Here is a 21,676-nt window from a genome sequence, read left to right on the forward strand (position 1 = left end):
ACTATTCCAATGCTTCGATGTTCTGCGGCGCCAGTCTGCCCTTGAGCAGATCGCGAAGCGCGATGACATTGCCCTTGAGGCGACCCTTGCGATCGACCCAGGGTTCCGGTCGCAACACCTTGACGAGGTTGGCTGCAAGATTGCGGCTGATCTGCATCGTTGCCTGCGGCACGCTCATCGTGCGCTTGCGCATGAGATAAAGCGGGTTTGCTATTTGCGAATAGCCGAGACGGACACCACCCGATCGGCCACCTTTCGTGCCGAGATGAACGCCTTCGAGCTGCTTGACGCTGACAACCTGGCCATAATGGGCCACGAGCCGGCTGAAATCGACATCCTCGAGCCAGCCATAGAAGGGCAGGTTCTCATCGAAACGCAGGGCCGCGGCTTTGACGATGGCCATGCGGATCGCCATGTTGCAGCCATAGGCATTGTAGACAGGTCGGATTTGCATTGAAGGATCGGAGCGGCGGCGGCGCCCCGCATCGACCAGACGTAAGCCATCGCGAACGGAAATACCCGGTCCCGTAATGCCGTCGGCCAAGATGGTTCCGGTGCACATGGCGACATCGGGTTGCAACTGAAAAAGCCGTTCCGTTTCCTCGATATAGGCAGGCGTCATCAGAAAATCGTCATCGAGAAAAAGGACGATATCCGCATCCTGAACGCTGTCGAGGATGCGATTGCGCTGACGGCAAAGCCCCCGCTCGCTGATAAGCACCCGCACCGGAATGTCGAGATTTCGCAGGCAGCTCGGATCGATGTCTTCCGGCGAGGAAAGGCAGACGACGATCTCGTCCGGCTTCCGGGTTTGGCTGGCAACATGCGGGAGTATGGACGACAGGATATCGCGGCGGCCGGAGCTTGCGATACCGAGCGTGATCTTCAGGGGGCGACCCGTTACGCTGCCCGTAAGCCGCCTTGCGGATGCACGCACCTGACGACGGTCCTGCCTGCGACGCAAAAGACGCTTATCCTGGTGGTGACGCCTCTCGTGGCTGCGATTGGCGATGATGCCCAGGATATTGATCGTTGTCGTGCCGAAGCTCGCCAGTGCGTCCGACAGCCTCTCCACCGTCATCTTGTTCGTCTGCCCGACAACGACGACGATGCCCTCGAGATAGGTGCAGATGACGCGGGTATCGGCAGAATCCTCGAAAGCGGACATATCGACGATGACGACCTTGTATCGCCGGCGCAACAAGTCGATCTCAGCCTTCAGCGCGGGCAGATGCCCATAGCGCTGAAAAGCGGTCACGGATTTTTCGGTCTCGTCGACGGTGACGACCGGGACACCGCCATGGGCCTGCATGACCTCGGCCTCAGGCTCCTGCCCAGCCTTCGCGACAAGCACGCCACCTTCATGGGCGACGGCATAGCGGCGCGGCACGTCATTGATACTTAAGGCCTCCATGCCGAAATCCGTGCCGGCTTCGGTCACCACGCAGCTCAGTCTCGCATTGAGGAAATCGGCGTCGACGAGCACAACGGATGCACCTTCGTGCTGGTAGAGTTGTGCGAGATTGGTTGCGATCGTGGTCTTGCCTTCGCCGGTGCCGACCGAGGTGATGCCGATCACCATGGGTGCGTTCGGCGGGAAGGCGGAATCGATCGAGTGCTTGACGCCACGCAAGGCTTCGGAAAATTGCGAATAGGGCGTATCGAGCACGGACCTCAGCGGCAGCATCGTTCGTCGCCAGCCGGCATTGGCGGTCGCCATGCGCCCCGGCAGGAAGGACGGGCTGATGTAGACGGGCACGTGGCCGAGAGAGCTGATCCCCAATTCCCGCCGCAGCTTTTCGCTGGAGCTGACGCGACGATCGAGGCCATCCCGCAAAAGGGCCGCCATGACGCCGGCTGCAAGGCCGAGCATGGCCGTGAACGGCAGGACGAAGGAGGATTTCGGCCAGGTCTTTGCCAGCGGCACGGCAGCCGCGGTCACGACGCGAACATTGCCGAGCGGAAACGATTCCTTTTGTAGCGCGCCAATCAGCTGCTGCAGGATGCTTTCATACATCCGGCGATAGGTGGTAGCGCGGCTTTCCATCTCCGACAGCTCCACTCTTGCCAGATTCTTGTCCGTTCCGGCGTCCTTCAGCGAGGCCAATTCGTCGCTGAGGAGCTTTTCCCGAGTTTTAGCGACTTCCAGATTTGCTTTATATACTGCCTGGATGCGCTCGAACTCCTTGCGCATGTCCCCCTTTATTCGATCGATTTCCTGCTGGGCAGCAATGATGGCAGGGTTATCGGCATCATATCTGCTGGTTAGGTTATTCAACTTGATCGTGGCGCCTCCGAGATCTTCCTGAAGCTTCTGTATACGCGGATTGTTCATCGTCTCATTGACATCACCTTCGACCTTTCCACCTGACATCAGCTGGTCGAGTGTCTCGAGTTTGGCCGATTCCGCCGCCGTTTGCGCCTTGGCTGCAACCGCCTGGCTGCTGATCTCCGATAGTTGCTGCTGATCGAGAGAGGACGACGTGCTGATCTCCATGATGCCGTTCTTGGCGCGAAACTCCTCGACATTCATCGCTGCTTCACGTGCCTGCCGTCCGACCTCGATCAAACGCGTCTCCAGCCACTTGGCTCCGCTTTGCGCTGCGGAAGCCCGTTCCGACAGACCGGTGCTGATATAGGCCTCAGCAATCGCATTCGCCGCGTTCGCCGCTTTTTGCGGGTCGACCGAACTATATCCGATCTCAAGAATGTAGGACTGACCAACGCGCGTAACCTCGACCCTCGACAGGAAGGACGCCATGGTGCGGCGCATGAGGTCATCCTCCGTGGTTTCCGCTTTCGCGCTGCCATCGTCGCCATGCTTGAAATAGCTGAAGACTGCGCGCAGCTTGTCATGCAGCGTAGCCTGCCAGGACATGCCGCCTACGATCTCCGGATCCTCTGTGAGATTGAGTTTCTGCACGACCGCGCGCGCAATCGCCTCGGATTTGACGATCTCGACCTGGCTCGCAATTTCCGCCGCTTCGATGATGACCGTTCCTGTGAAGGCATCCTGCGAGACGATGCGCCCCTGGTCGGGATCCATGACGAGCCGCGTGGTCGCCAAGTAGACTGGCTGGGTCGTCGCCATATAGAAGCCGCCGATACCGAGACCCGCCCCCGTAAACAGCGCGAAGATCATCCAATGGCGCTGCAGGAAACGCCAGACGTCGCGAAAGGAGATATATTCGCTGCCCCCTGTACCTTTGGCGTTCGAAGGAATGCTGCGCAAGCCCTTACCGATCTCGTGAATTGCCATGATTGTCGCCCCACATTGCTCGCTTATCACTATTGAGATTGGCCGGTGTCGGCGGAAGAAAGCGCCGTGCCGTCCAGGCTTCCGGAAATGTTGTAGCGCACGTCCAGAACGTCCCCTGGCTGCAGCGCAGTCGCTTCCGATGCCTTGATCGCATTGGCTTCGTCGCCGTTGCGGGTGATCCAGTATTCCATCGGCTGAAGATCGAGCGCTTTCATGCTCTGACTTCTCGAAAGCGAAGCGCCTGAAAGCTGCAGCAGCTGCAGCGTTGTGTTTCGCTTCAGTTTCGTATCCTCGATTTCGGTCTCGGTAGTCTGCAGCTGTTGTCCAGCATCGGTCTTGCGTTGACCCGTGAGATTGAGTGCATCGCGCTCGGTCTCGCTCAGCTTCTGCTTTGCCTGCATCGAAGCAACGACAAGATCCAGCTTGCCTGCCTGCATCTCGGCGACGATCCGCTCCAGCGAGGTCTTTCGCGAGGTGGTCAGGATTTTGGTGTCGACCAGCTTGGAAATGTCGCTCAACTCGTCCTGCGCAATCTTCACCTGCTCGTCCTGCGACGACATCTTCTCATCAAGAATGTTGATTTCGTTGCGCAACAGCACTTCCAGATCCGCGGCGGCGGCGAGTTGCTGACGCAGAGCATCCGCCCTGGCATTGAACAGGTCGACTTCGCTCGTCATGATCTGCCAGATAGCCGATCCTTCGGGAGCGGCCTTGATTTCCGGCGGAAATGCGATCGCCGGCTGATCGTTAAGTTCGGCCATCAGGCGGGCCTTCCGGGCGCCAAGCTGTTTCAATTGCAGCTCCATCCGGCTGATCTCGCCGGCATAGCTGACCTGCTGCGCCTCCGAATAATCGCCGGTCTGGCTGGACCGGCGTTCACGCCCGCCCGCCATGGCAACGGCCTGCTTCACCGTCAGGCCAGGCCTGAACTCCAGCTCGCTCGGCTTTTCGACAGCACCGGACACATAGATCATCGGATATTTGACAACCTCGACCGAAGCTGTCGGCGCAAGCGCCAGACCGGTGATCTGTTTCAGCTTCTCGCCAATATCGGCACTGATGTCTTCGACGGTCTTGTCGCCGACCTGCATTTCTCCAATCATCGGGATTGAGATCGAACCCGATTGCGATACGACGTATTCGCCGTTCAGTGCCGTCCATTCCTTGTATTCGCCGGTTGCGGCGATCCACTCGACGATGGCGACCTTGATCCGGGCCTGAGGCCCGACATGATAGACGTCGGTGGCTGCGGCGCTCGCTATGCCGTGCATGGCTGCGCCGGAAAGAAGCAACGCCAACAACCAGGGCGCCATGAGCCGAGACGGCCTGGAGATGGAATGGTAAGCTGAAGCGCACACTCTGGACATGAGTCGAAATCTCGCTTTCTTGATCGCTTGCGCCATCACGCGGAAAGGCGCCATGCAACGAGATCAGCAGCTGAACGCATAACGTGTAAATCCCCTACCGAAGCAACAGGGCTTATCATTTCTGGCAGGGAGGTAGGCGACGCTGCCGTCTCTTGGTCGGGCGAGCATATCCTTGTGTGCAGGCGCAGACCTGCAGCTAAATCTTTTGGCTACTCCCTTCGGCCATTTGTATGCCGCGTTGAACCGATGTAGGCCCTGTCGCAAAAGTTGCCGGCTGCCCAATGTTGTTTCGGCCCATGGAGGGAAGAGCAATGCGGGTAGCGATCGTACATTATTGGCTGGTGTCGATGCGGGGCGGAGAAAAAGTGGTCGAGGCTCTCTGCGACATGTATCCGGACGCCGATATCTTCACTCTCGTCTATGATGAAAGCCGTGTCTCCGAGAAGATCCGCGGACACAAGATTTTCACCTCCTTCCTTCAGCGAATTCCGGGTGCCGCCAAGGCCTATCAATCGCTCTTGCCGCTGATGCCCTTCGCATTGGAGAGCTTCGACCTTACCGGCTACGATCTGATCATTTCCAGCGAATCAGGCCCGGCCAAGGGCATCATCCCCCCGCCGGGGGCAACGCATGTCTGCTATTGCCATTCCCCCATGCGCTATCTTTGGGATCACTATCACTTCTATCGATCCCACGCGGGCCTCGCATCGCGGCTCGTAATGCCGATGCTTGCGCCGATGCTGCGCTCCTGGGACGTCAATACGAGTATGCGGGTCGATCGCTTCGTCGCCAATTCGCATCATGTCTGCGACCGCATCGCCAAATATTATCGGCGGTCCGCGACCGTGGTCTATCCACCCGTCAATGTCGATGATTTCATGCCGGCGCCGGCGACCGAGGATTTTTATCTCTGCGCCGGCCAGCTGGTTCCCTACAAGCGGATCGATCTGGCGGTCAAGGCCTTTACCCGGATGAATCGCCAGCTGGTCGTCATCGGCGAAGGCAGCGAAGCAGACGGGCTGAAACGCATCGCCGGTCCCTCGATCACTTTCCTCGGTCGAACTCCGTTTCCAATATTGAAGGAAAAACTGGCGCGCTGCCGGGCGCTGATCTTTCCCGGCGAGGAAGACTTTGGCATGGTTCCGGTGGAAGCGATGGCGAGCGGGCGGCCCGTTATCGCTTACGGAAGCGGCGGAGCGCTGGAAACAGTCGCGCCGGGAGTGACCGGCATTCTCTTCGACCAGCAGTCTGTCGACGCTCTGATCAAGGCTGTGATCGATTTCGAGGCCATGCAGCACCGCTTTCACCCGGAAACACTGCAGGCACACGCCGAACAATTCAGCACGCGCAAATTCACCGCAAGCATGCTAGCGATCATCAATGAGGAGCTGCTGATCCGCAAGGCCGCAAGGCTCCGCAGCCACCCTGCCGTTCAGGTAGGTCGCGAGGCGCAATTGCCGGTACTTGCGATGGAGCCGCACAGCAGGACGCTTCAGTAGGCGTCACGGGCAGCGGCTACCAACCTCGATCGGAAGCGAACCGTGAAAGAAGCACCGATGGCGGGCATGCTTTGCGAATCAACCAACGGGCAATCGAAACCACCCGATGGAAACCCTACAACCATTACACTGCCTCCATCCCGGGAATACAATCTTCTTGTACTTGGAATGAAACAGATAATGTCGCCGTGGCCGATTTAATCTGCACATGTCTCAGCAATCATTGCTAAATATGAAGATCTCGTAATATATTCGCTTAAAGCGGCTGCCACGTTCTGGTAAGTTACGACTTGCGTCCGCGCGCTCGATGAGACTGCGATCGTTGATACGCATGCTCCGATGCGAATGGACCATTTCAAACTGGACAATGGCCGGATTTTGCGTGGCCGGCTTGGGGGAGGACGAGGCCATATGCCCGAGAACCGAGTGGATCGGTCGCAGCGAATTCCATATGAGTCCGAATCCGACAACGGTTTAGAGGCGGTGATTTCGCTTTGGGATCTCGATCTCAAACTGCTCGATTCCTCCAGGAGATTCAAAGAGCATGTCGGCCTTCCCACCCGGAACGAGGTGACACTGTGGGAAGCTTACCCGGCGCTTGCAAAACCGGCGCTTGCCGAGCTCATTCATCAGGTCATCGATACGGGTGAACCTCGCACCATCCCGCTCGACGATCCGAGGCGGGGAAAACGCAACATCCTCATCTCCTATATCCGGGTAGAGCTGCTGATCGTCGAAACCAACGGAGCAGGCGAGAGCCCGCCATCCGACGATAATGAAAAAGCGCGACTCATCCATCAGGCAACGCACGATGCCTTGACCGGATTGCCCAATCGCCGCCAATTCAGCGCGGCACTGGCGCAACTGCTTCCGGCGAGCGGCAAGATCGGGCCGGCGCTGATGCAGCTCGACCTCGATGACTTCAAGCCCGTCAACGACACACTTGGCCACGGCGCCGGCGACATCGTACTGAAACTCGCCGCCGAAAGAATCAAGGAGGCACTCGGCCACGGCGGAACGGTCTACCGTCTTGCCGGCGATGAGTTCGCCATCATCCAGGTCGGCCCACAGCGAGCCTTCGAGGCGGAACGGCTGGCGGATGCGCTGGTGGCCGAATTCAAGAAGCCGTTCACGGTCAACGGCATCTCTCTCTTCGTCGGCGTCAGCGTGGGGATCGCAATTGCGCCGCGCGACGGCAACGAGGGGGAGCAGCTAATGAAGGCTGCCGACGTCGCCCTTTATGCCGCCAAGAAAGAAGGGCGGCGACGGGCGCGGACTTTCGATCCGGCCATGCTGATCGTGGTCGAGCAGAGGGAGCTGCTGCGGCGCAGCCTGCGCGTGGCGCTACAGCGCGACGAGTTCTTCATCGAATATCAGCCGCTGGTGGAGCCCCCGTCCAATGTGGTCGGCTTCGAGGCGCTGCTGCGCTGGCGACATCCGACCCTCGGGATCATTCCGCCGGCGGCTTTCATTCCCATGGCCGAAGCCGACGGTCTCATGCGCGAAATCGGCCAGTGGATGCTGGAAGAAGCCTGCCGCGAAGCCCTGACATGGCCGGCCCACTATACGCTTGCAGTCAATCTTTCACCGGCGGAATTCCTGACGCCAGGCCTGACCGATCGCGTCTCTCAAACGATCGATATCGTCGGATTCCCGGCCGAGCGCCTGGAGTTGGAAATCACCGAAGGCGTGCTTCTCGAACGCACCACCAACAATCTGGACACGCTGAACACATTGAACGTTCTCGGCATACAGATCTCCCTCGACGATTTCGGCACGGAATATTCCTCGCTCAGCTATCTCAAGAATTTTCCCTTCGATACGATCAAGATCGATCGCTATTTCATCCGCGATCTCTTGCAGGATACCAAGAGCCAAACCATCGTACGTTCCGTGATCAGCCTTGCGCACGGCCTGGACATGCGAGTGACGGCAGAAGGTGTCGAAACACAGCAGCAGGCAGCCTGGCTCCAGCACGAGGGCTGCGACCGTCTGCAGGGCTATAGCATCAGCCCTCCGCTCGGCGCCGACAAGCTCGATGATTTCATAAGACAGGGTGCGCGCACTCAATCGGCCGCGACATTTGACGAATATCACGCCAGTCCGTGAGTTTCTGAAGCGCATTTCATTTGGGAATTTCTCGAAGGGGTACCATGGAGGAGGTGCAAGTGGCCGCGGCTTTCGAGCCATTGCTTGAACTGGAGATGGAAATGGCAACCCTGGTGGCGGACTGGTCGCATTGCGACCAATGCGCTGCCTATGTGGCCCATATGGTCAGCCACGATCGCCACGATCCCATCCGACATGCCAACCTGCTTTCGGCAGCCTTGAACGAGCTCTTCGAGATGTCGTTCCACACCAGAGAGAACGACGGTGCTCTTACCTGCCGCTTCTACCGAAATGGCTCGACCGAACGGATCGAATTGACCTTTCCCTGCTCAGCCGAGCAATGCAATTCATATGAGGCAATCGTAGAGCGCATTGGAAGCGGCCAGGCCCTTGCTAGCTATCTCGATGTCATCACCGATGACGCGGCGCATGCCGAGCATGCGATCCTTCTCGGTCTTGCCGTCAATTACGATGCCAATATCGCGCTGTCCGGTCAGGATACAGGACTGATGACTTTCGTGGTGGATCTTGCGCTCGAAAGGCTACTCAATTGAGCAACCTCTCCTCCAGCCGCTTCACGGCGCAATTCGATGCCAATAATCAGGAATTCTCCCTGTCAGGGGTCCTTAGACCGCATTCGGTTGCCGAGCTTGCCGATGACCTCGCCCTGCTGCGCAACGGCATCGAGACGGTAAATGGCATTTGCTACATCAATCTGAAGCGCGTCACCCACATGAACAATACGGCGTTCCGTGCCTTGACCCATGTGCTCCTCGATGCGACGCGATCGAGACCCGATCTCAAACTGACGGTCGTCGCTTCAAGCGTCGTTGCATGGGCATCGCGACTGTTTCGCCATTTGAGCGATCTGTCGCCCAACATCATCGTCGAGATCTATGATTCCGCCTTCTATCCGGGGCAGACATTCGTGGAGAACCAGAGCTTCATCCCGATCCTCCGGACCCAGACGAAAATGACCTGGCGGCACGAGCGCGAGATATTGCCGCGGCACGGCCTTCGCGAGGGTTTGCATGTCGCCGATATCTGCTGCGGCATCGGCGATTTCGCCATGCTGCTGCGAAAGGATTTCAAGCCGGCGCGGATCGTTGCCCTCGACCATTCGGTGCCCAGCCTGGAATATGCTCGCAAGGTCGCCGACGACTTCGACGTCCAGGACATCGAATATACCTATGGCGATGCATCCCAGATGCTGTTCGACAGCGACCAGTTCGATTTCGTGACCTGCAGGCATTCGCTGCAGATCTTCGACCGCCCGGATGTTCTGCTTCGGGAGCTCTATCGCATATGCAAGCCCGGCGGCCGGGTCTACATCACCAACGAGAAGAACTCCCATTGTCTTGGCGAGCCCAGAGCCGACAGCATCCAGTGGACCTATAACGAGGTCGCGAAGCTGTTCGCTCACTTCGATATGGATGTCGAAATGGGTCCCAAGGGCCGCCGCATGTTGCTGGACGCCGGCTTCAAGGATGTGCGGATGGAAAGCTTCATGGTCACCAATCTCGATGGCGATCCCCAGGATTTCGCCGACATCATCACGGCATGGCAGAATGTCTATGCCGATGAAATGGCGGTCAGAAGAGGGGATTCGGCCGCATTCATCGAGCGATTCAAGCAAGGTTTCGCCGATCATATTTTTGCCGCGCTCCATCCAAGAGGCTATGCCGGCTGGCCGATCTGGGCTTCTTCGGGACAGAAACCGCTATGACAGACGCGTCAATTGTCAAGCAACGGCTGGGCCTACGCTCATTTCGCGCCAAATTTCTACTCGTCGTCGGGGGAGCCGTCCTATTCGACCTCATGGTCAGTGGTGGCCTTGCATTGTGGAACGTGCAGCGCCTTTCGCGCAACGCCACGACGGAAGTGGGACAGGGCCTGGAGAAGGCCAGCCAGGATTACATTCGCTCCTATGCGGATTCGACCGCCGCGGAGGTCGGTTTGCTGATCGATCAGGTCCATTCCGATGTGAAGGCGCTGGCGGGTGTGCTTCAGGGACAGATCGACAATCCGGCAAGAAGTGGCGATGTCGGCGCCGCCATGACCAAGGCTTCTCCGGGCGCCGTAACGGTGACCTACGATCCAGGCGGTCAGTGGGCGCAAAATCTTCCCGGAACGCCCTCGGTCGTCAGCGTCTGGGGCTACCTTCTGGATAAGGATCACCGCCCCCTGCCCCAGGTCCAGGCTGACATAGAATGGAGCGCCGTGCTCGATCTGGTCGCTCCTTCATTGCTGCATAACGGCGCGTCCAAGCTGCAGATGTATTATATCGGCCCGAGAGAGCGCCCGATTTTCCGGACCGCGCCCTATACGACGCAGGCGCAGACCTTCGACCGGCTCTATCCAGGCCATAACAGCTCTGATTTTTGGACATTCTTCTTTCCGGGTCTCTACGAATCCTGGCAGCAATGGGCCTCCAACCCGTCATCGCGCCCCGTTGCCGATTACATTACCCAGACGGCTCCCTATACCGATGCCATCACCGGAAAGCTGATCGTCAGCTTTTTTCATCCGCTCTGGACGCCGGATCGGCATCACCTGGCCGGTGCAGCCGGCGCCGATATCACGCTCACACAACTTGCCGAGATCGTTGAGCATGTGAAAGTCGCCCAGACCGGCTTCGGCTTCCTCGCCATGTCGAATGGAAATGTCGTCGCAATCAATCCCGTGGGCGAGAAGGTCATCGGCCTGCGTGCCGCCAACGATGCGACTGCCAAGGGGGTCACCGGCGTCGACCGATCCTTGCGCAACAGTAGCCAAACGGCGATTACCAAGCTGCCGCTCGATGCCGACGGCGCGATCCAGCATATTTCCCTCAACGAACAGGGAGAGGACGTTCCCTATCTCGTGGTCGTCAAGCAATTGCACCCGACCAATCTCTGGGTGGATGGACCGGTGCAGCGCGAGGTGATGTCGCTCGGGATAGTCGTACCTGAGCGCGAGATCTATGCCTCGCTCATTGCCGCCAAGGATGAGATATCGCGGGCGACCAATCGCATCCTGCTCTATCAAATCATGGCGGTCCTGGTGTCCCTGATGATCGTCACGGCGGCGGTCTTTGCTGCCTCGAAGCGCGTCACCAGCGGCATCAGCGCGCTGGCGAGCGCCGCCAAGCGCATACAGGCGAAGGACTATTCCGTCAGGGTCGATATCTCGACCAGGGACGAAGTGGCGGAAGCCGGCGTCGCATTCAACCGGATGGCGGAGGATATCAGTTTCCACACCGAAAACCTCGAAAAGCTCGTTTCGGACCGAACCAAGGAGATCGAGGCGGCCAAGGAAGAGATTTCGACCCTCAACAGCCAGTTGAAAAACGAAAACCTGCGGCTGGGTGCCGAACTCAATGTCGCCAGACAGATCCAGCTCATGGTCCTGCCGCGGGCCAAGGAGCTGACGGCAATCAAGCACCTGGAAATAGCCGCCTACATGCGCCCTGCCGACGAAGTCGGCGGCGACTACTACGATGTTCTACAGAACGGAAACAACCTCAAGATCGGCATTGGCGACGTGACCGGCCACGGGCTGGAGAGCGGCGTGCTGATGCTGATGGTGCAATCGATCGCGCGCGCCCTGCAGGAGGCGGGCGAGATGGACCCGGCGAAATTCCTGACCGATCTCAATCGCGCAATCTTCAAGAACATCGAGCGCACGCGGACCGACAAGCATCTTACCTTGTCGTTCCTCGACTATGACGGCGAGAGACTGACAATCTCCGGCCAGCACGAAGACATGATCATCATTCGTCAGGACGGCAAGGTAGAGCGGATAGACACAGGTGATCTCGGTCTTCCTGTCGGCCTCGAGCCTGATATTGCTCCGTTTATCGACACGCGGCAAATATCCTTCGAGAAAGGTGACATGATTGTCCTGCATACTGATGGCGTCACCGAAGCGGAGAATTCAAAAGGCGAACTGTTCGGTTTCGACAGGCTTTTGGAGGATGCCCGCCGCCTGCATGGCGGGACTGCGGAAGAGGTCGTCGAAGGCATACTCGACGATTTGATGGCTTACATCGGAACCCATAAGATCCATGACGATATTACTCTTGTGGTGATGCGGCACAGGTGAGGAGATGAGGACGGCAACTTTCGGCAAGGAACATCTGGTTTCGTTCGACGGCACCAACGCTCTTCGTATTCGCCTGTTCGACGGACCTCTTCATCTGGCATGGCGCCATTCGGCCATGACATCCGACTTTATCGCGGAGACTATGGCGCTCGGCTTCCGCGCTTCCGAGCGTCAATATAAGACGGTGCGACACGACATAGGCTACCTGACCAACGAGCTCATCGAAAACTCCATCAAGTTCCGCTCCTCGGGCGAGATCCTTATCGAGGCGCTGAAGGATGCCCATCATTTCAGAATGCGGATCGTGAACCTGATCGACCGCGAAGCGACTAACCGTTTCCAGGAATTATTGCTGAGGGTTACAGCCGGCGACCCCAGCGATCTCCTGATAGAACAGATCGAGGCAAGCGTTCTTGCCGGTGACAATGCATCCGGGTTAGGACTGTTGACATTGATGAGCGACTACCAGGTTCAATTGGCCTGGCATTTCGAAGAGGATGGTCCGCACAAACGGATCAAGCTGCAAACCTATGCCGCGATGGCGATATCATCGGCGTGAACCCGCGAGAGGCCCTTTATGGAAATCAAAGAAGAAGCATTCCGCGTCTGGTCCGAAGGCAGTACTTTGTATTTTGACGGAACCATGCGTCTGGCTGGTCCCGATGCCTATGCGCCGGTCTACGATCTGGCCAGGACAATCCTTCATGGTGGTGGAGGCAAAGCGACTTTCGATCTGACCGGTCTGCAATTCTTGAATTCTTCGGGCATCAACCTGCTTGCCAAACTGACGATAGAGGCACGCAAGCATCCAGATATCCACCTCACCGTGTGCGGCTCGTCGCAAATTCCCTGGCAGATGAAATCATTGCCAAACCTGAAAAAGCTGCATCCGCGCCTGGATTTGCGCCTGACCTAGCCATCAAACGCTCACGCCCCTTATCCGGGGTGTTCCCGCGGGGTGCCAGAGAGCTCATGCGCCCGGGCATTCGGCTTGTGGGATGTCCGCTTACAAAACCTCAAATAAGCCACAGCGCTTTTGTCGCCGTTGCGCCGCGCTCGGACACGAAAACTTGCTGGAGAAGAGGCGCATCGTGACACAGCATATTGCGCGAATTTATTTGAAGCCGAATTTCGGTTAGCTCCCCCTTACGCCTGTCGGTTTTTCCGTCTGGGGCGAACATAAATAACAATACTCAATGATATTCTATCGATATGCTATATAATATAAGTATATATAAATTCCATAGTAAAAACTTCAGCTTAAAACATGCGCTCAATATAACTTATTTTGAGAGAACGCACCTATTATTATATCCGCAAAAATGGACAGAATGTAAAACTTCTGCATTCCCTGATAACGACAGCATAGTTAAACATTAGTAAACTATAACCGTAAATTGCAGCAATAATTCCCAGTTGTAAAAGCCTTGAACAGGGGCGGAAGTCTTACTTCGCCCTGAATACTCGGCTGCGTGTCTAAATTACCGGGAGGGTTTGATGGGCATAGCGTTCAAATCTGCAAGTGTAGCTCCAAAAAATACGAAGAGACGCACTATTCTTGTTGCGGGAGGCGCGGGGTTCCTCGGCTCGCACCTTTGCGATCGACTTCTGCAGGATGGCCACGAAGTTATCTGCGTGGATGATTTTTCAACGGGGCGGATGGACAATCTATGGCATCTGCTTCGCTACGACACATTCAGCTTTATCCGCCACGACGTCATAGCGTCACTCGATCTGCCTGTCAGCGAGATCTACAATCTGGCCTGCCCGGCATCTCCGCCGCATTATCAGGCCGATCCGATCCATACGATGAAAACATGCGTCTTCGGCTCGCTCAATCTGCTGGAGCTTGCCACGCATCACCAAGCGCGCATCTTCCAGGCCTCGACCTCGGAGATCTATGGAGATCCCCTGGTACATCCGCAACCGGAGAACTATTGGGGCAACGTCAATTCCTTCGGCCCCCGCTCGTGCTACGACGAAGGCAAGCGCTCCGCCGAAACTCTTTTCCGTGACTTTCACGCCCAGCACGGCGTCGATATCAGGATTGCGCGCATCTTCAACACCTATGGGCCGCGCATGCGCCCCGACGACGGCCGTGTCGTTTCCAATTTCATCGTCCAGGCACTCAAGGGCCAGGACATCACCGTCTATGGCGATGGCTCCCAGACGCGCTCGTTCTGCTATGTCGCCGACCTGATCAATGCTTTCGTTCGACTGATGGCCGACCAAACAGCCATCCATACGCCTGTCAATCTCGGCAATCCGGCGGAATTTACCGTGCGTGACCTTGCCGAACAGGTCATCGCGATCACCGGTTCGAACTCAAAGATCGTCCATAAGCCCTTGCCGATCGACGATCCGCGCCAGCGCCGGCCCGACATCACCGTCGCAAAACGCGAACTGGGATGGGAACCATCCGTCGCCTTGGCGGATGGGCTGAAATCCACCATCGCCTACTTCGAACGTCAGCTGGTTCGTCCGAACAGCGAGCTTTTCGAGGTTGCGTGATGATCAGGCAAAAGATACTCGTCGTGGGTGGCGCCGGCTTCATCGGCAGCCACACCGCAAAGCTCCTCCATCGTCGGGGCTTCGAGCCGGTCGTCTATGACAACCTCTCGACGGGGCACCTGACCTCCGTGCGCTGGGGGCCTTTTGTGCAAGGAGATATTCTCGATACGCCCCGTCTTGCCAAGGCGATCGAGGACCACAGGCCTGCGGCAATCATACATTTCGCCGCCTCAGCCTATGTCGGCGAGTCCGTTGAGAACCCCGCGAAATACTATGCCAACAATGTCAACGGCACGCTGTCGGTTCTGGAGGCATGCCGCCGTACGGAAGCGGATAAGCTGATCTTTTCATCGAGCTGCGCGATCTACGGAATTCCCACCCATCTGCCGATCCGCGAATGCGAGATGCCCCAGCCGATAAATCCCTATGGCAGAACGAAGTTGATTGCCGAACATATGCTTGCCGATTATTCGGCCGCCTACGGACTTTCTTATGTGGCGCTGCGTTATTTCAACGCCTCGGGCGCCGATCCGGAGCAAGAGCTCGGCGAATGGCATGATCCCGAAACGCATCTCATTCCCCGCGCATTGCTGGCAACGGCCGGCACGATCGAAACCCTGGAAGTCTATGGAGACGATTACGACACACCGGACGGCACCTGTGTGCGCGACTATATCCATGTGCTGGATCTTGCCAGGGCGCATGTCCTGGCAGTCGAATATCTGTTGGCCGGCGGCGACAATCTCGCTGTCAATCTGGGGACAGGACGCGGCACGTCGATCAAGGAGATCGTCGGCGCGATCGAGCGCGTTTGCGGGCGCAAGGTTCCTGTCGTCATGCACAGGCGGCGACCGGGCGATCCGCCTGCCCTCTATGCCGCTTCCGATCTTGCCGCCGAAAAGCTCGGCTTCCGCGCTCTGCATTCGGATATCGACACGATCATCCGGACCGCAGCTCCCTTCTTCGGGTTGGAGATGCGAGGATGACATCGATCCGGACACGAGCCGAAGCAATGAAGGACAGGGCGCTGATGACGCCGGTCCTGCAGGGCCGCCGGCGCGCGGAATATGCGGTTTGCGCCATGCTGTGGCTTGCGGCACTCGGCTATTTCTGGAGCTGGTGGCTTACGCCCGCACACCATGTCGACGTTGCAGGTTCGGTCTTGTTGACCCTGGTGCTCGCTTGGGTGACGGTCATTCCGGCCTATTTCATCGTCGTCTTCTTTCGCGCCGAAAAGCCGACGGGGCAATTGCGGCTCCCGGCGGGCAGCCGCATCGCCATGGTCGTAACCAAAGCGCCATCGGAGCCCTTTGCGGTGGTCGCCCGGACGTTGGATGCGATGCTGGCGCAGGAGGTGCCGCACGACACCTGGCTCGCAGATGAAGACCCGTCACCCTCGACGCTGGATTGGTGCCGCAAACATGGTGTCCAGGTTTCCACCCGGAAGGGACGGGAAGACTATCATCGCCAGACATGGCCGCGGCGCACCCGCTGCAAGGAAGGCAATCTTGCCTTCTTCTACGATCAATACGGCTATGAAGGCTATGATTTCGTCGTGCAGCTCGATGCCGATCATGTGCCCGAGCAAGGCTATCTTTTCCAAATGCTTCGTCCCTTCGCCGATCCGGCAGTCGGCTATGTATCCGCGCCGAGCATTTGCGACCAGAACGCCCGTGAAAGCTGGTCGGCACGTGGCCGTCTCTATGCGGAAGCCAGCATGCACGGGTCGCTTCAGGCGGGGTTCAATCACGGGCTCTCGCCGCTTTGCATCGGCTCGCACTATGCCGTTCGCACCAAGGCCCTCAAGAGCATTGGCGGGCTGGGGCCTGAGCTGGCGGAAGACCATTCCACCACGCTGATGATGAATGCGCATGGTTGGCGTGGCATTCATGCGCTCGATGCCATTGCTCATGGCGATGGCCCGCGCACCTTTGCCGATCTCATCACCCAGGAGTTTCAGTGGTCGCGCAGCCTGATGATGATCCTGCTGCAGTACTCACCAAGCTTGATCAAGCGGCTGCCGCCACGTCTCAAGATCCAGTTCCTGTTTTCGCAGCTCTGGTATTCACTCTTCTCGCTCTTCATGGCTCTGATGTTCATCATGCCGATCATCGCGCTTATCAGGGGAAAGACCTTTGTCGATGTATCTTACCCCGACTTCCTGCTGCACTTCGTGCCGCAATCCGTCCTGCTGATCCTGTTCGCCTATCGCTGGCGCAGTACGCATACGTTCAGACCGGTCGATGCCAGGATCTTGAGCTGGGAGATGACGCTGTTCCTGTTTGCTCGCTGGCCGTGGGCGCTCGTGGGTGCTCTGGCTGCCATTCGCGATTGGGCGACCGGATCGTTCGTGGATTTCCGCGTCACTCCGAAAGGCACATCGGAAGTCGACCCGCTGCCGTTCCGGGTCCTTGCACCCTATGCCATGCTCTCTCTCGCCTCCATCGCCCCGGTGCTGTCTGTCAGCGTCGAAGAGAGCAGCGGCTTCTATATCTTCGCAACGATGAATGCCGCCATCTATACTTTACTGCTGCTGGTCATCATCGTCCAACATGCGCGTGAAAACACGCTCAGCACGAATAAGCGCCTTTATCGGCCGGCGCTCGCGAGCGCTCTGCTTGCTCTGACTGCCCTGCCATTTGTCGGCATCATGGAGCACGGCCGCGCCGGAGTGCAATCACTGATTTGGGACACCGACGGCTACGTATTGTTCGACAATCGCTTTTCGGTGGCAGGCGCAGGAATTGGCGGGCGTGGACTGCACAGAATGGTTCTCAATCCGCACTGGCACGTGAGTGACACAGACAACTGAGGTTCATGACGGGAAGGACGCTATTGGCGGGAACGCACATGAAAATAGCTGTTATTGGAACCGGATATGTAGGCTTGGTCAGCGGCACATGCTTCGCCGAATGGGGCAATCGTGTCGTCTGTGTGGACAAGAATGCCGATAAGATCGCCGCTCTTCGTCACGGCAGGATGCCGATCTACGAGCCGGATCTCGACGAGCTGGTGGAGCGAAACTATGCCGCGGGACGGCTGGACTTTACCTGCGACATCGCAAAGGCCGTCGAAGGCGCGGCTATCGTCTTCATAGCGATCGCTGCTCTGCCGCATCCGGGGCAAGAGGACGCCGACCTTTCCGTCATTTATCAGGCAGTGCGCGAACTTGCAGCGCTCATCTCGCCTGATAGCGTTGTGGTGATAAGATCGACGGTGCCGGTCGGAACCGGCGACGCCGTGCACAGGATCATCAGCTCGGCCCGGACGGCAGGCACCTTCGCCGTCGCCTCCAATCCGGAATTTCTGCGCGAAGGCGTTGCCGTGCACGATTTTCTCGTTCCGGACCGTATCGTCCTCGGCGTGGAGGAAGAGTGGGCCTGCAAGCGGCTCGTCGAGCTCTATGATGTCCCAATCGAGCGCCAGAATACGCCCGTCATCATCACAATGCGTCGGACGGCCGAGCTGATCAAGCATGCTGCCAATGCCTTTCTCGCCACGAAGATCACCTTCATCAACGAGCTTGCCGACCTTTGCGAGGAGATGGGCAGCGACGTCGGAGAGCTTGCTCTCGGCATGGGGCTCGACAAGCGCATCGGAGCAGGCCTCCTTGCCGCCGGCCCCGGCTATGGCGGCTCATGCTTCCCCAAAAGCGCGCTCGCACTATTGCAGACGGCGCAGGACCATGGCGTGGCGCTGCGTATCGTCGAGGAAACCCTCGCCGTCAACGAGACGCGCAAGCGGCGCATGGCACGCAAGGTCACCAAGGCACTTGGCGGCGATATTGACGGCCTGACGATTGCCGTTCTCGGCCTGACCTTCAGGCCCGATACCGACGACATGCGCGATGCGCCGTCCGTGCCGCTCATCGAAACCCTGCAGCGCCTGGGCGGCCGCATCCGGGCATATGACCCCGTCGGCATCGAGAATGCAGCAAAGGTCCTCAGCAGCGTCGACTTCTACGAGGATCTCTATGAATGCGCGAAAAATGCGGATGCCGTCGTCGTCATGACGGAATGGGACGCCATCCGCAAGATCGACCTGGCTCAGCTCAAGCAGAAGCTGCGTCAGCCTGTTCTCATAGATCTGCGAAATGCGCTGGATACGGAAGCGGCCCGCCAGATTGGCTTTCATGTCTGCGCCATAGGTAAGTCGGCAAGCACACATAGCAGCCTGCGCGATATTGCCAAGCGGCGAAACCGGCCGCGAGCCGTAAAGGCGGCAACGCCAAAGCTCGTCCCAATCACAATACGGGAGAAATAATATGAAGCCATCAAGGAAACAGACCTCCCTGGTCCCTGCAGCATCGCTGGCATGTGCGATCGTGCTTGGGCTTGCAGCGGGGAGCAATGCGGCCGTAGCCGCGACGACCACCAAGGTGCCGGATGGCGCAAGACCCATGACGGCAGCCGAACTTTACATGCTCTATCACGACAAGAGCTGGCGCTGGCCCGATGGCGCTGGCCGAATGCAGAATACCGACCGTCGATTTTCAGCCTGGGTCGACGGAACCGGCGGACAATCCTGGGCCGAAGGCCGCTGGGCCGTGACGGATACGGGCCGCCTTTGCCTTGACGCAACCTGGCATGCTGCAAACGGCCAGTTTCCGGCCAAGACCTGTTTCGTCCATCGCATTCTCGATGGAACGATCTATCAGAAACGCGAGACTGGCGGAGCATGGTTCGTGTTCCGCCATCCCATCACTAAGAAAACCGATGAGGCGACAAACTTGATCGCCGACGATCTGGTCTCACAACGACTGGAGGCCTTGAAGACCTCTTTGACCGTCCGCAAGACCGAATAGAGGAAGGAGGCAATGCGATGAAAACTCTATCAAAACTAACGACGGCTTTGCTTGCGGCTGGCGCCCTCTGCGGGGGCGTGTACGCTGCCAGCAACGGCTTGGACGCAAAGGCCGAGACCCGGCCTCTCTTCAACGACAAGAGGCCGATCATCACATCCCAATCGCTACCGGGGGGTGCCTATGATCCCAACGGGGACTTTTCCAATGATCCCAGTCCGAAGATCGAGCATCTCTTCCTGCCCTGGGAAGATGTCGATCTGTCGACGCTGAGTACGGCAGACGATTATGCCCGCAAGCGCGGCCGTTCGCTGTTGATCACCGTCGAGCCCTGGTCATGGGCTCGCGACTGGCGCGTCACGCCAACCGATCTTCTCAATGGAATTCTGGCGGGTCACTACGATTCCAACATGACGGCAATCTGTTCTGCGGCAGCCAAGCTCAATGCGCCCGTCACCATTCGCTGGGCTCAGGAAATGGACGAGAAGAACGGACAGTTCACCTGGGCCTACTGGAAAGCGGACGACTACGTGAAAGCCTACAGACACGCCGTTACCGTCTGCCGCAAGAGCCTTCCCTCGGCAAAGTACATGTGGTCGCCGATGGGCAAGGATGGGCTCGAAGCCTATTATCCCGGTGATTCATTCGTCGACGTCGTCGGGCTGTCAGTCTTCGGTTACCAGCCGTTCGATCTGCGCAAGCTCGGGCGGGATTCGACCTTTGTAGAAGCGACCAAACCCGGCTACGACCGCGTGAAGCGCTTCAAGAAACCCATCGTGATCGCGGAATTGGGCTACCAGGGAAATGAGGCCTATGTTCACGCATGGGCCGAGGAAGCCAACAAGCCACATTCCGAATTCCCTGACCTGAAAGCGGTCGTCTACTTCAACGACCGTGAAGTCTACCCCTGGCCGGATGGTCTGGGCCGGCCGGACTGGCGCGTTGCCACGCCGCCCCTGTTGAATTGACCGCGATGATGAAAGCTTGAGGAGAAACACATGTCTTGGTTCCGTTTCATCATCCTGAATGCCATGTTCGCGATGCTGCTGGTCGGCACCGCGAACGCGGCGACGCAACATCAAATCGATCGAATGACGGCACGTGCGGCTCATCAAGCCATGCCGATGAGCGCCAAGGAACTGAAAAAGCTCTACGCGGGACGTTCCTGGATATGGAAAGACGGGGCCGGTTTCTTCTCTCGTCATCACCGTCGATTTACGGCCTGGTCGCACACGGGTGCCAAAAAATCCTACGCACGGGGCATCTGGTATGCGACCGATCGCGGTAGGCTCTGCATGAGCGCTGTCTGGTACAGCAAGAAAAGTGCCGCACCCAACGTGTCCTGCTTCCTGCATCGCAAGAAAGCCGGGATCATCTATCAGAAACGAGCATCAGGCGGAAAATGGTATGTGTTCCGTCATAATCCAATCAAACATGATGACGAAGTTCTGAAACTGCGGCCGGGCGACTATGTTCGCAGACATCTGCCCGGTTGAAGTCGAATACTCGCATAGGGGCTTTTACTTGGATAGCGAACGGCATGCGTCTCACCTGTTCCGTCGAACCGCTATCCGGGAAATGCCCCTATTCTTTGCCGCGCGCACCGCGCGACAGCGACCGGTTCAACTCAGAATGCGCTGCGATTGTAGCAATGCGACGTTCTTCCAAACCCACTTGGCGTGCAGATATAGGGAGACCCCTTGAAGTAATCCTGGGCAGAAACCGAAGTCGTTTTGGCGAGTGAGTTTCCACTATAGAATACAACATTGTTCTTCTGATACTTCTTCATATACAGCTGAACAGTCTTATTCTTTACATGTGCGCTCTCGGCAGCATTTGCATTTTCAGTCATGACTATCGAAGATGCAATCGCAAGTATTGCCGCTACAGCAACACCAATTTTTCGATTACCAGCGGATAGATTGCAAGAGTTTTTCCAAAAACTCATAAGTTTACTCTCCTTGACAAGTTTCATTCGTGTATTTCAGCGAAAAATATTTAAGCAATTTCTATAAATATCTTGAAAATATTAACGAAATCTGCTTAA

The 21,676-nt window shown here is 57.7% G+C and carries 17 protein-coding genes; 14 read left to right on the top strand and 3 right to left on the bottom strand.

Annotated elements, in window-relative coordinates; all coding sequences use genetic code 11:
• Window position 1: 1 nt before the first annotated feature.
• Together AC13Q5_RS28855 and AC13Q5_RS28860 are read right to left on the bottom strand one after the other, a co-directional pair.
• Window positions 2-3,259: a nucleotide-binding protein gene (locus tag AC13Q5_RS28855; RefSeq protein WP_488504004.1), complete on the bottom strand. Its 3,258-nt coding sequence runs from the start codon at window positions 3,257-3,259 to the stop codon at window positions 2-4.
• Between the two features lie 29 nt (window positions 3,260-3,288).
• Window positions 3,289-4,572: a polysaccharide biosynthesis/export family protein gene (locus AC13Q5_RS28860; RefSeq protein ID WP_244557928.1), complete on the bottom strand. Its 1,284-nt coding sequence runs from the start codon at window positions 4,570-4,572 to the stop codon at window positions 3,289-3,291.
• A 365-nt stretch (window positions 4,573-4,937) separates the two neighbouring features.
• Here AC13Q5_RS28860 and AC13Q5_RS28865 point away from each other — a divergent pair, with 365 nt between their 5' ends.
• The 14 genes from AC13Q5_RS28865 (at window position 4,938) to AC13Q5_RS28930 (ending at window position 21,125) form a co-directional block, all read left to right on the top strand.
• Window positions 4,938-6,125: a glycosyltransferase gene (locus AC13Q5_RS28865; RefSeq protein ID WP_488504005.1), complete on the top strand. Its 1,188-nt coding sequence runs from the start codon at window positions 4,938-4,940 to the stop codon at window positions 6,123-6,125.
• Between the two features lie 411 nt (window positions 6,126-6,536).
• Window positions 6,537-8,234, top strand: a complete 1,698-nt coding sequence (locus tag AC13Q5_RS28870; protein WP_488504006.1) for a putative bifunctional diguanylate cyclase/phosphodiesterase — start codon at window positions 6,537-6,539, stop codon at window positions 8,232-8,234.
• 44 nt (window positions 8,235-8,278) lie between these two features.
• Window positions 8,279-8,788 carry a ubiquinone biosynthesis methyltransferase UbiE gene (locus AC13Q5_RS28875; RefSeq protein ID WP_488504007.1) on the top strand — a complete coding sequence of 170 codons (510 nt, stop codon included), beginning with the start codon at window positions 8,279-8,281 and terminating at the stop codon, window positions 8,786-8,788.
• The gene (locus AC13Q5_RS28880) at window positions 8,785-9,960 is read left to right on the top strand and encodes a class I SAM-dependent methyltransferase (RefSeq protein WP_075855015.1); all 1,176 of its coding nucleotides are present in this window, start codon (window positions 8,785-8,787) and stop codon (window positions 9,958-9,960) included. The genes AC13Q5_RS28875 and AC13Q5_RS28880 overlap by 4 nt, the downstream gene beginning before the upstream one ends.
• Complete coding sequence (locus AC13Q5_RS28885; RefSeq protein WP_488504008.1) at window positions 9,957-12,317, top strand: PP2C family protein-serine/threonine phosphatase; 2,361 nt, start codon at window positions 9,957-9,959, stop codon at window positions 12,315-12,317. Before AC13Q5_RS28880 ends, AC13Q5_RS28885 begins: the two co-directional genes overlap by 4 nt.
• A 4-nt stretch (window positions 12,318-12,321) precedes the next feature.
• On the top strand, window positions 12,322-12,876 hold the full coding sequence (locus AC13Q5_RS28890; protein WP_488504009.1) for a slr1658 superfamily regulator: 555 nt from the start codon (window positions 12,322-12,324) through the stop codon (window positions 12,874-12,876).
• An 18-nt stretch (window positions 12,877-12,894) separates the two neighbouring features.
• Window positions 12,895-13,233 (top strand): slr1659 superfamily regulator, encoded by a 339-nt coding sequence (locus AC13Q5_RS28895; RefSeq protein ID WP_075855018.1) that lies wholly within the window; start codon window positions 12,895-12,897, stop codon window positions 13,231-13,233.
• Window positions 13,234-13,814: 581 nt separating this feature from the next.
• Window positions 13,815-14,828: a UDP-glucuronic acid decarboxylase family protein gene (locus AC13Q5_RS28900; protein ID WP_488504010.1), complete on the top strand. Its 1,014-nt coding sequence runs from the start codon at window positions 13,815-13,817 to the stop codon at window positions 14,826-14,828.
• Window positions 14,828-15,814, top strand: a complete 987-nt coding sequence (galE, locus tag AC13Q5_RS28905) for a UDP-glucose 4-epimerase GalE (protein WP_488504011.1) — start codon at window positions 14,828-14,830, stop codon at window positions 15,812-15,814. The genes AC13Q5_RS28900 and galE overlap by 1 nt, the downstream gene beginning before the upstream one ends.
• On the top strand, window positions 15,811-17,640 hold the full coding sequence (locus AC13Q5_RS28910; RefSeq protein WP_488504012.1) for a glycosyltransferase family 2 protein: 1,830 nt from the start codon (window positions 15,811-15,813) through the stop codon (window positions 17,638-17,640). Before galE ends, AC13Q5_RS28910 begins: the two co-directional genes overlap by 4 nt.
• A 38-nt stretch (window positions 17,641-17,678) precedes the next feature.
• Complete coding sequence (locus AC13Q5_RS28915; RefSeq protein WP_075855022.1) at window positions 17,679-19,091, top strand: UDP-glucose dehydrogenase family protein; 1,413 nt, start codon at window positions 17,679-17,681, stop codon at window positions 19,089-19,091.
• 1 nt (window position 19,092) lies between these two features.
• The gene (locus AC13Q5_RS28920; protein WP_075855023.1) at window positions 19,093-19,632 is read left to right on the top strand and encodes a DUF995 domain-containing protein; all 540 of its coding nucleotides are present in this window, start codon (window positions 19,093-19,095) and stop codon (window positions 19,630-19,632) included.
• Window positions 19,633-19,649: 17 nt separating this feature from the next.
• Entirely contained in the window at window positions 19,650-20,597 is a 948-nt protein-coding gene (locus AC13Q5_RS28925; protein WP_488504013.1) for a glycoside hydrolase family 26 protein, read from the top strand.
• Window positions 20,598-20,627: 30 nt separating this feature from the next.
• Window positions 20,628-21,125 carry a DUF995 domain-containing protein gene (locus AC13Q5_RS28930; RefSeq protein ID WP_075855025.1) on the top strand — a complete coding sequence of 166 codons (498 nt, stop codon included), beginning with the start codon at window positions 20,628-20,630 and terminating at the stop codon, window positions 21,123-21,125.
• 131 nt (window positions 21,126-21,256) lie between these two features.
• Here the strand turns inward: AC13Q5_RS28930 and AC13Q5_RS28935 are convergent, their stop codons facing one another.
• Complete coding sequence (locus AC13Q5_RS28935) at window positions 21,257-21,577, bottom strand: hypothetical protein (RefSeq protein WP_075855133.1); 321 nt, start codon at window positions 21,575-21,577, stop codon at window positions 21,257-21,259.
• Window positions 21,578-21,676: the final 99 nt, after the last annotated feature.

The organism is Martinezella sp. CNPSo 3964, assembly GCF_057784375.1.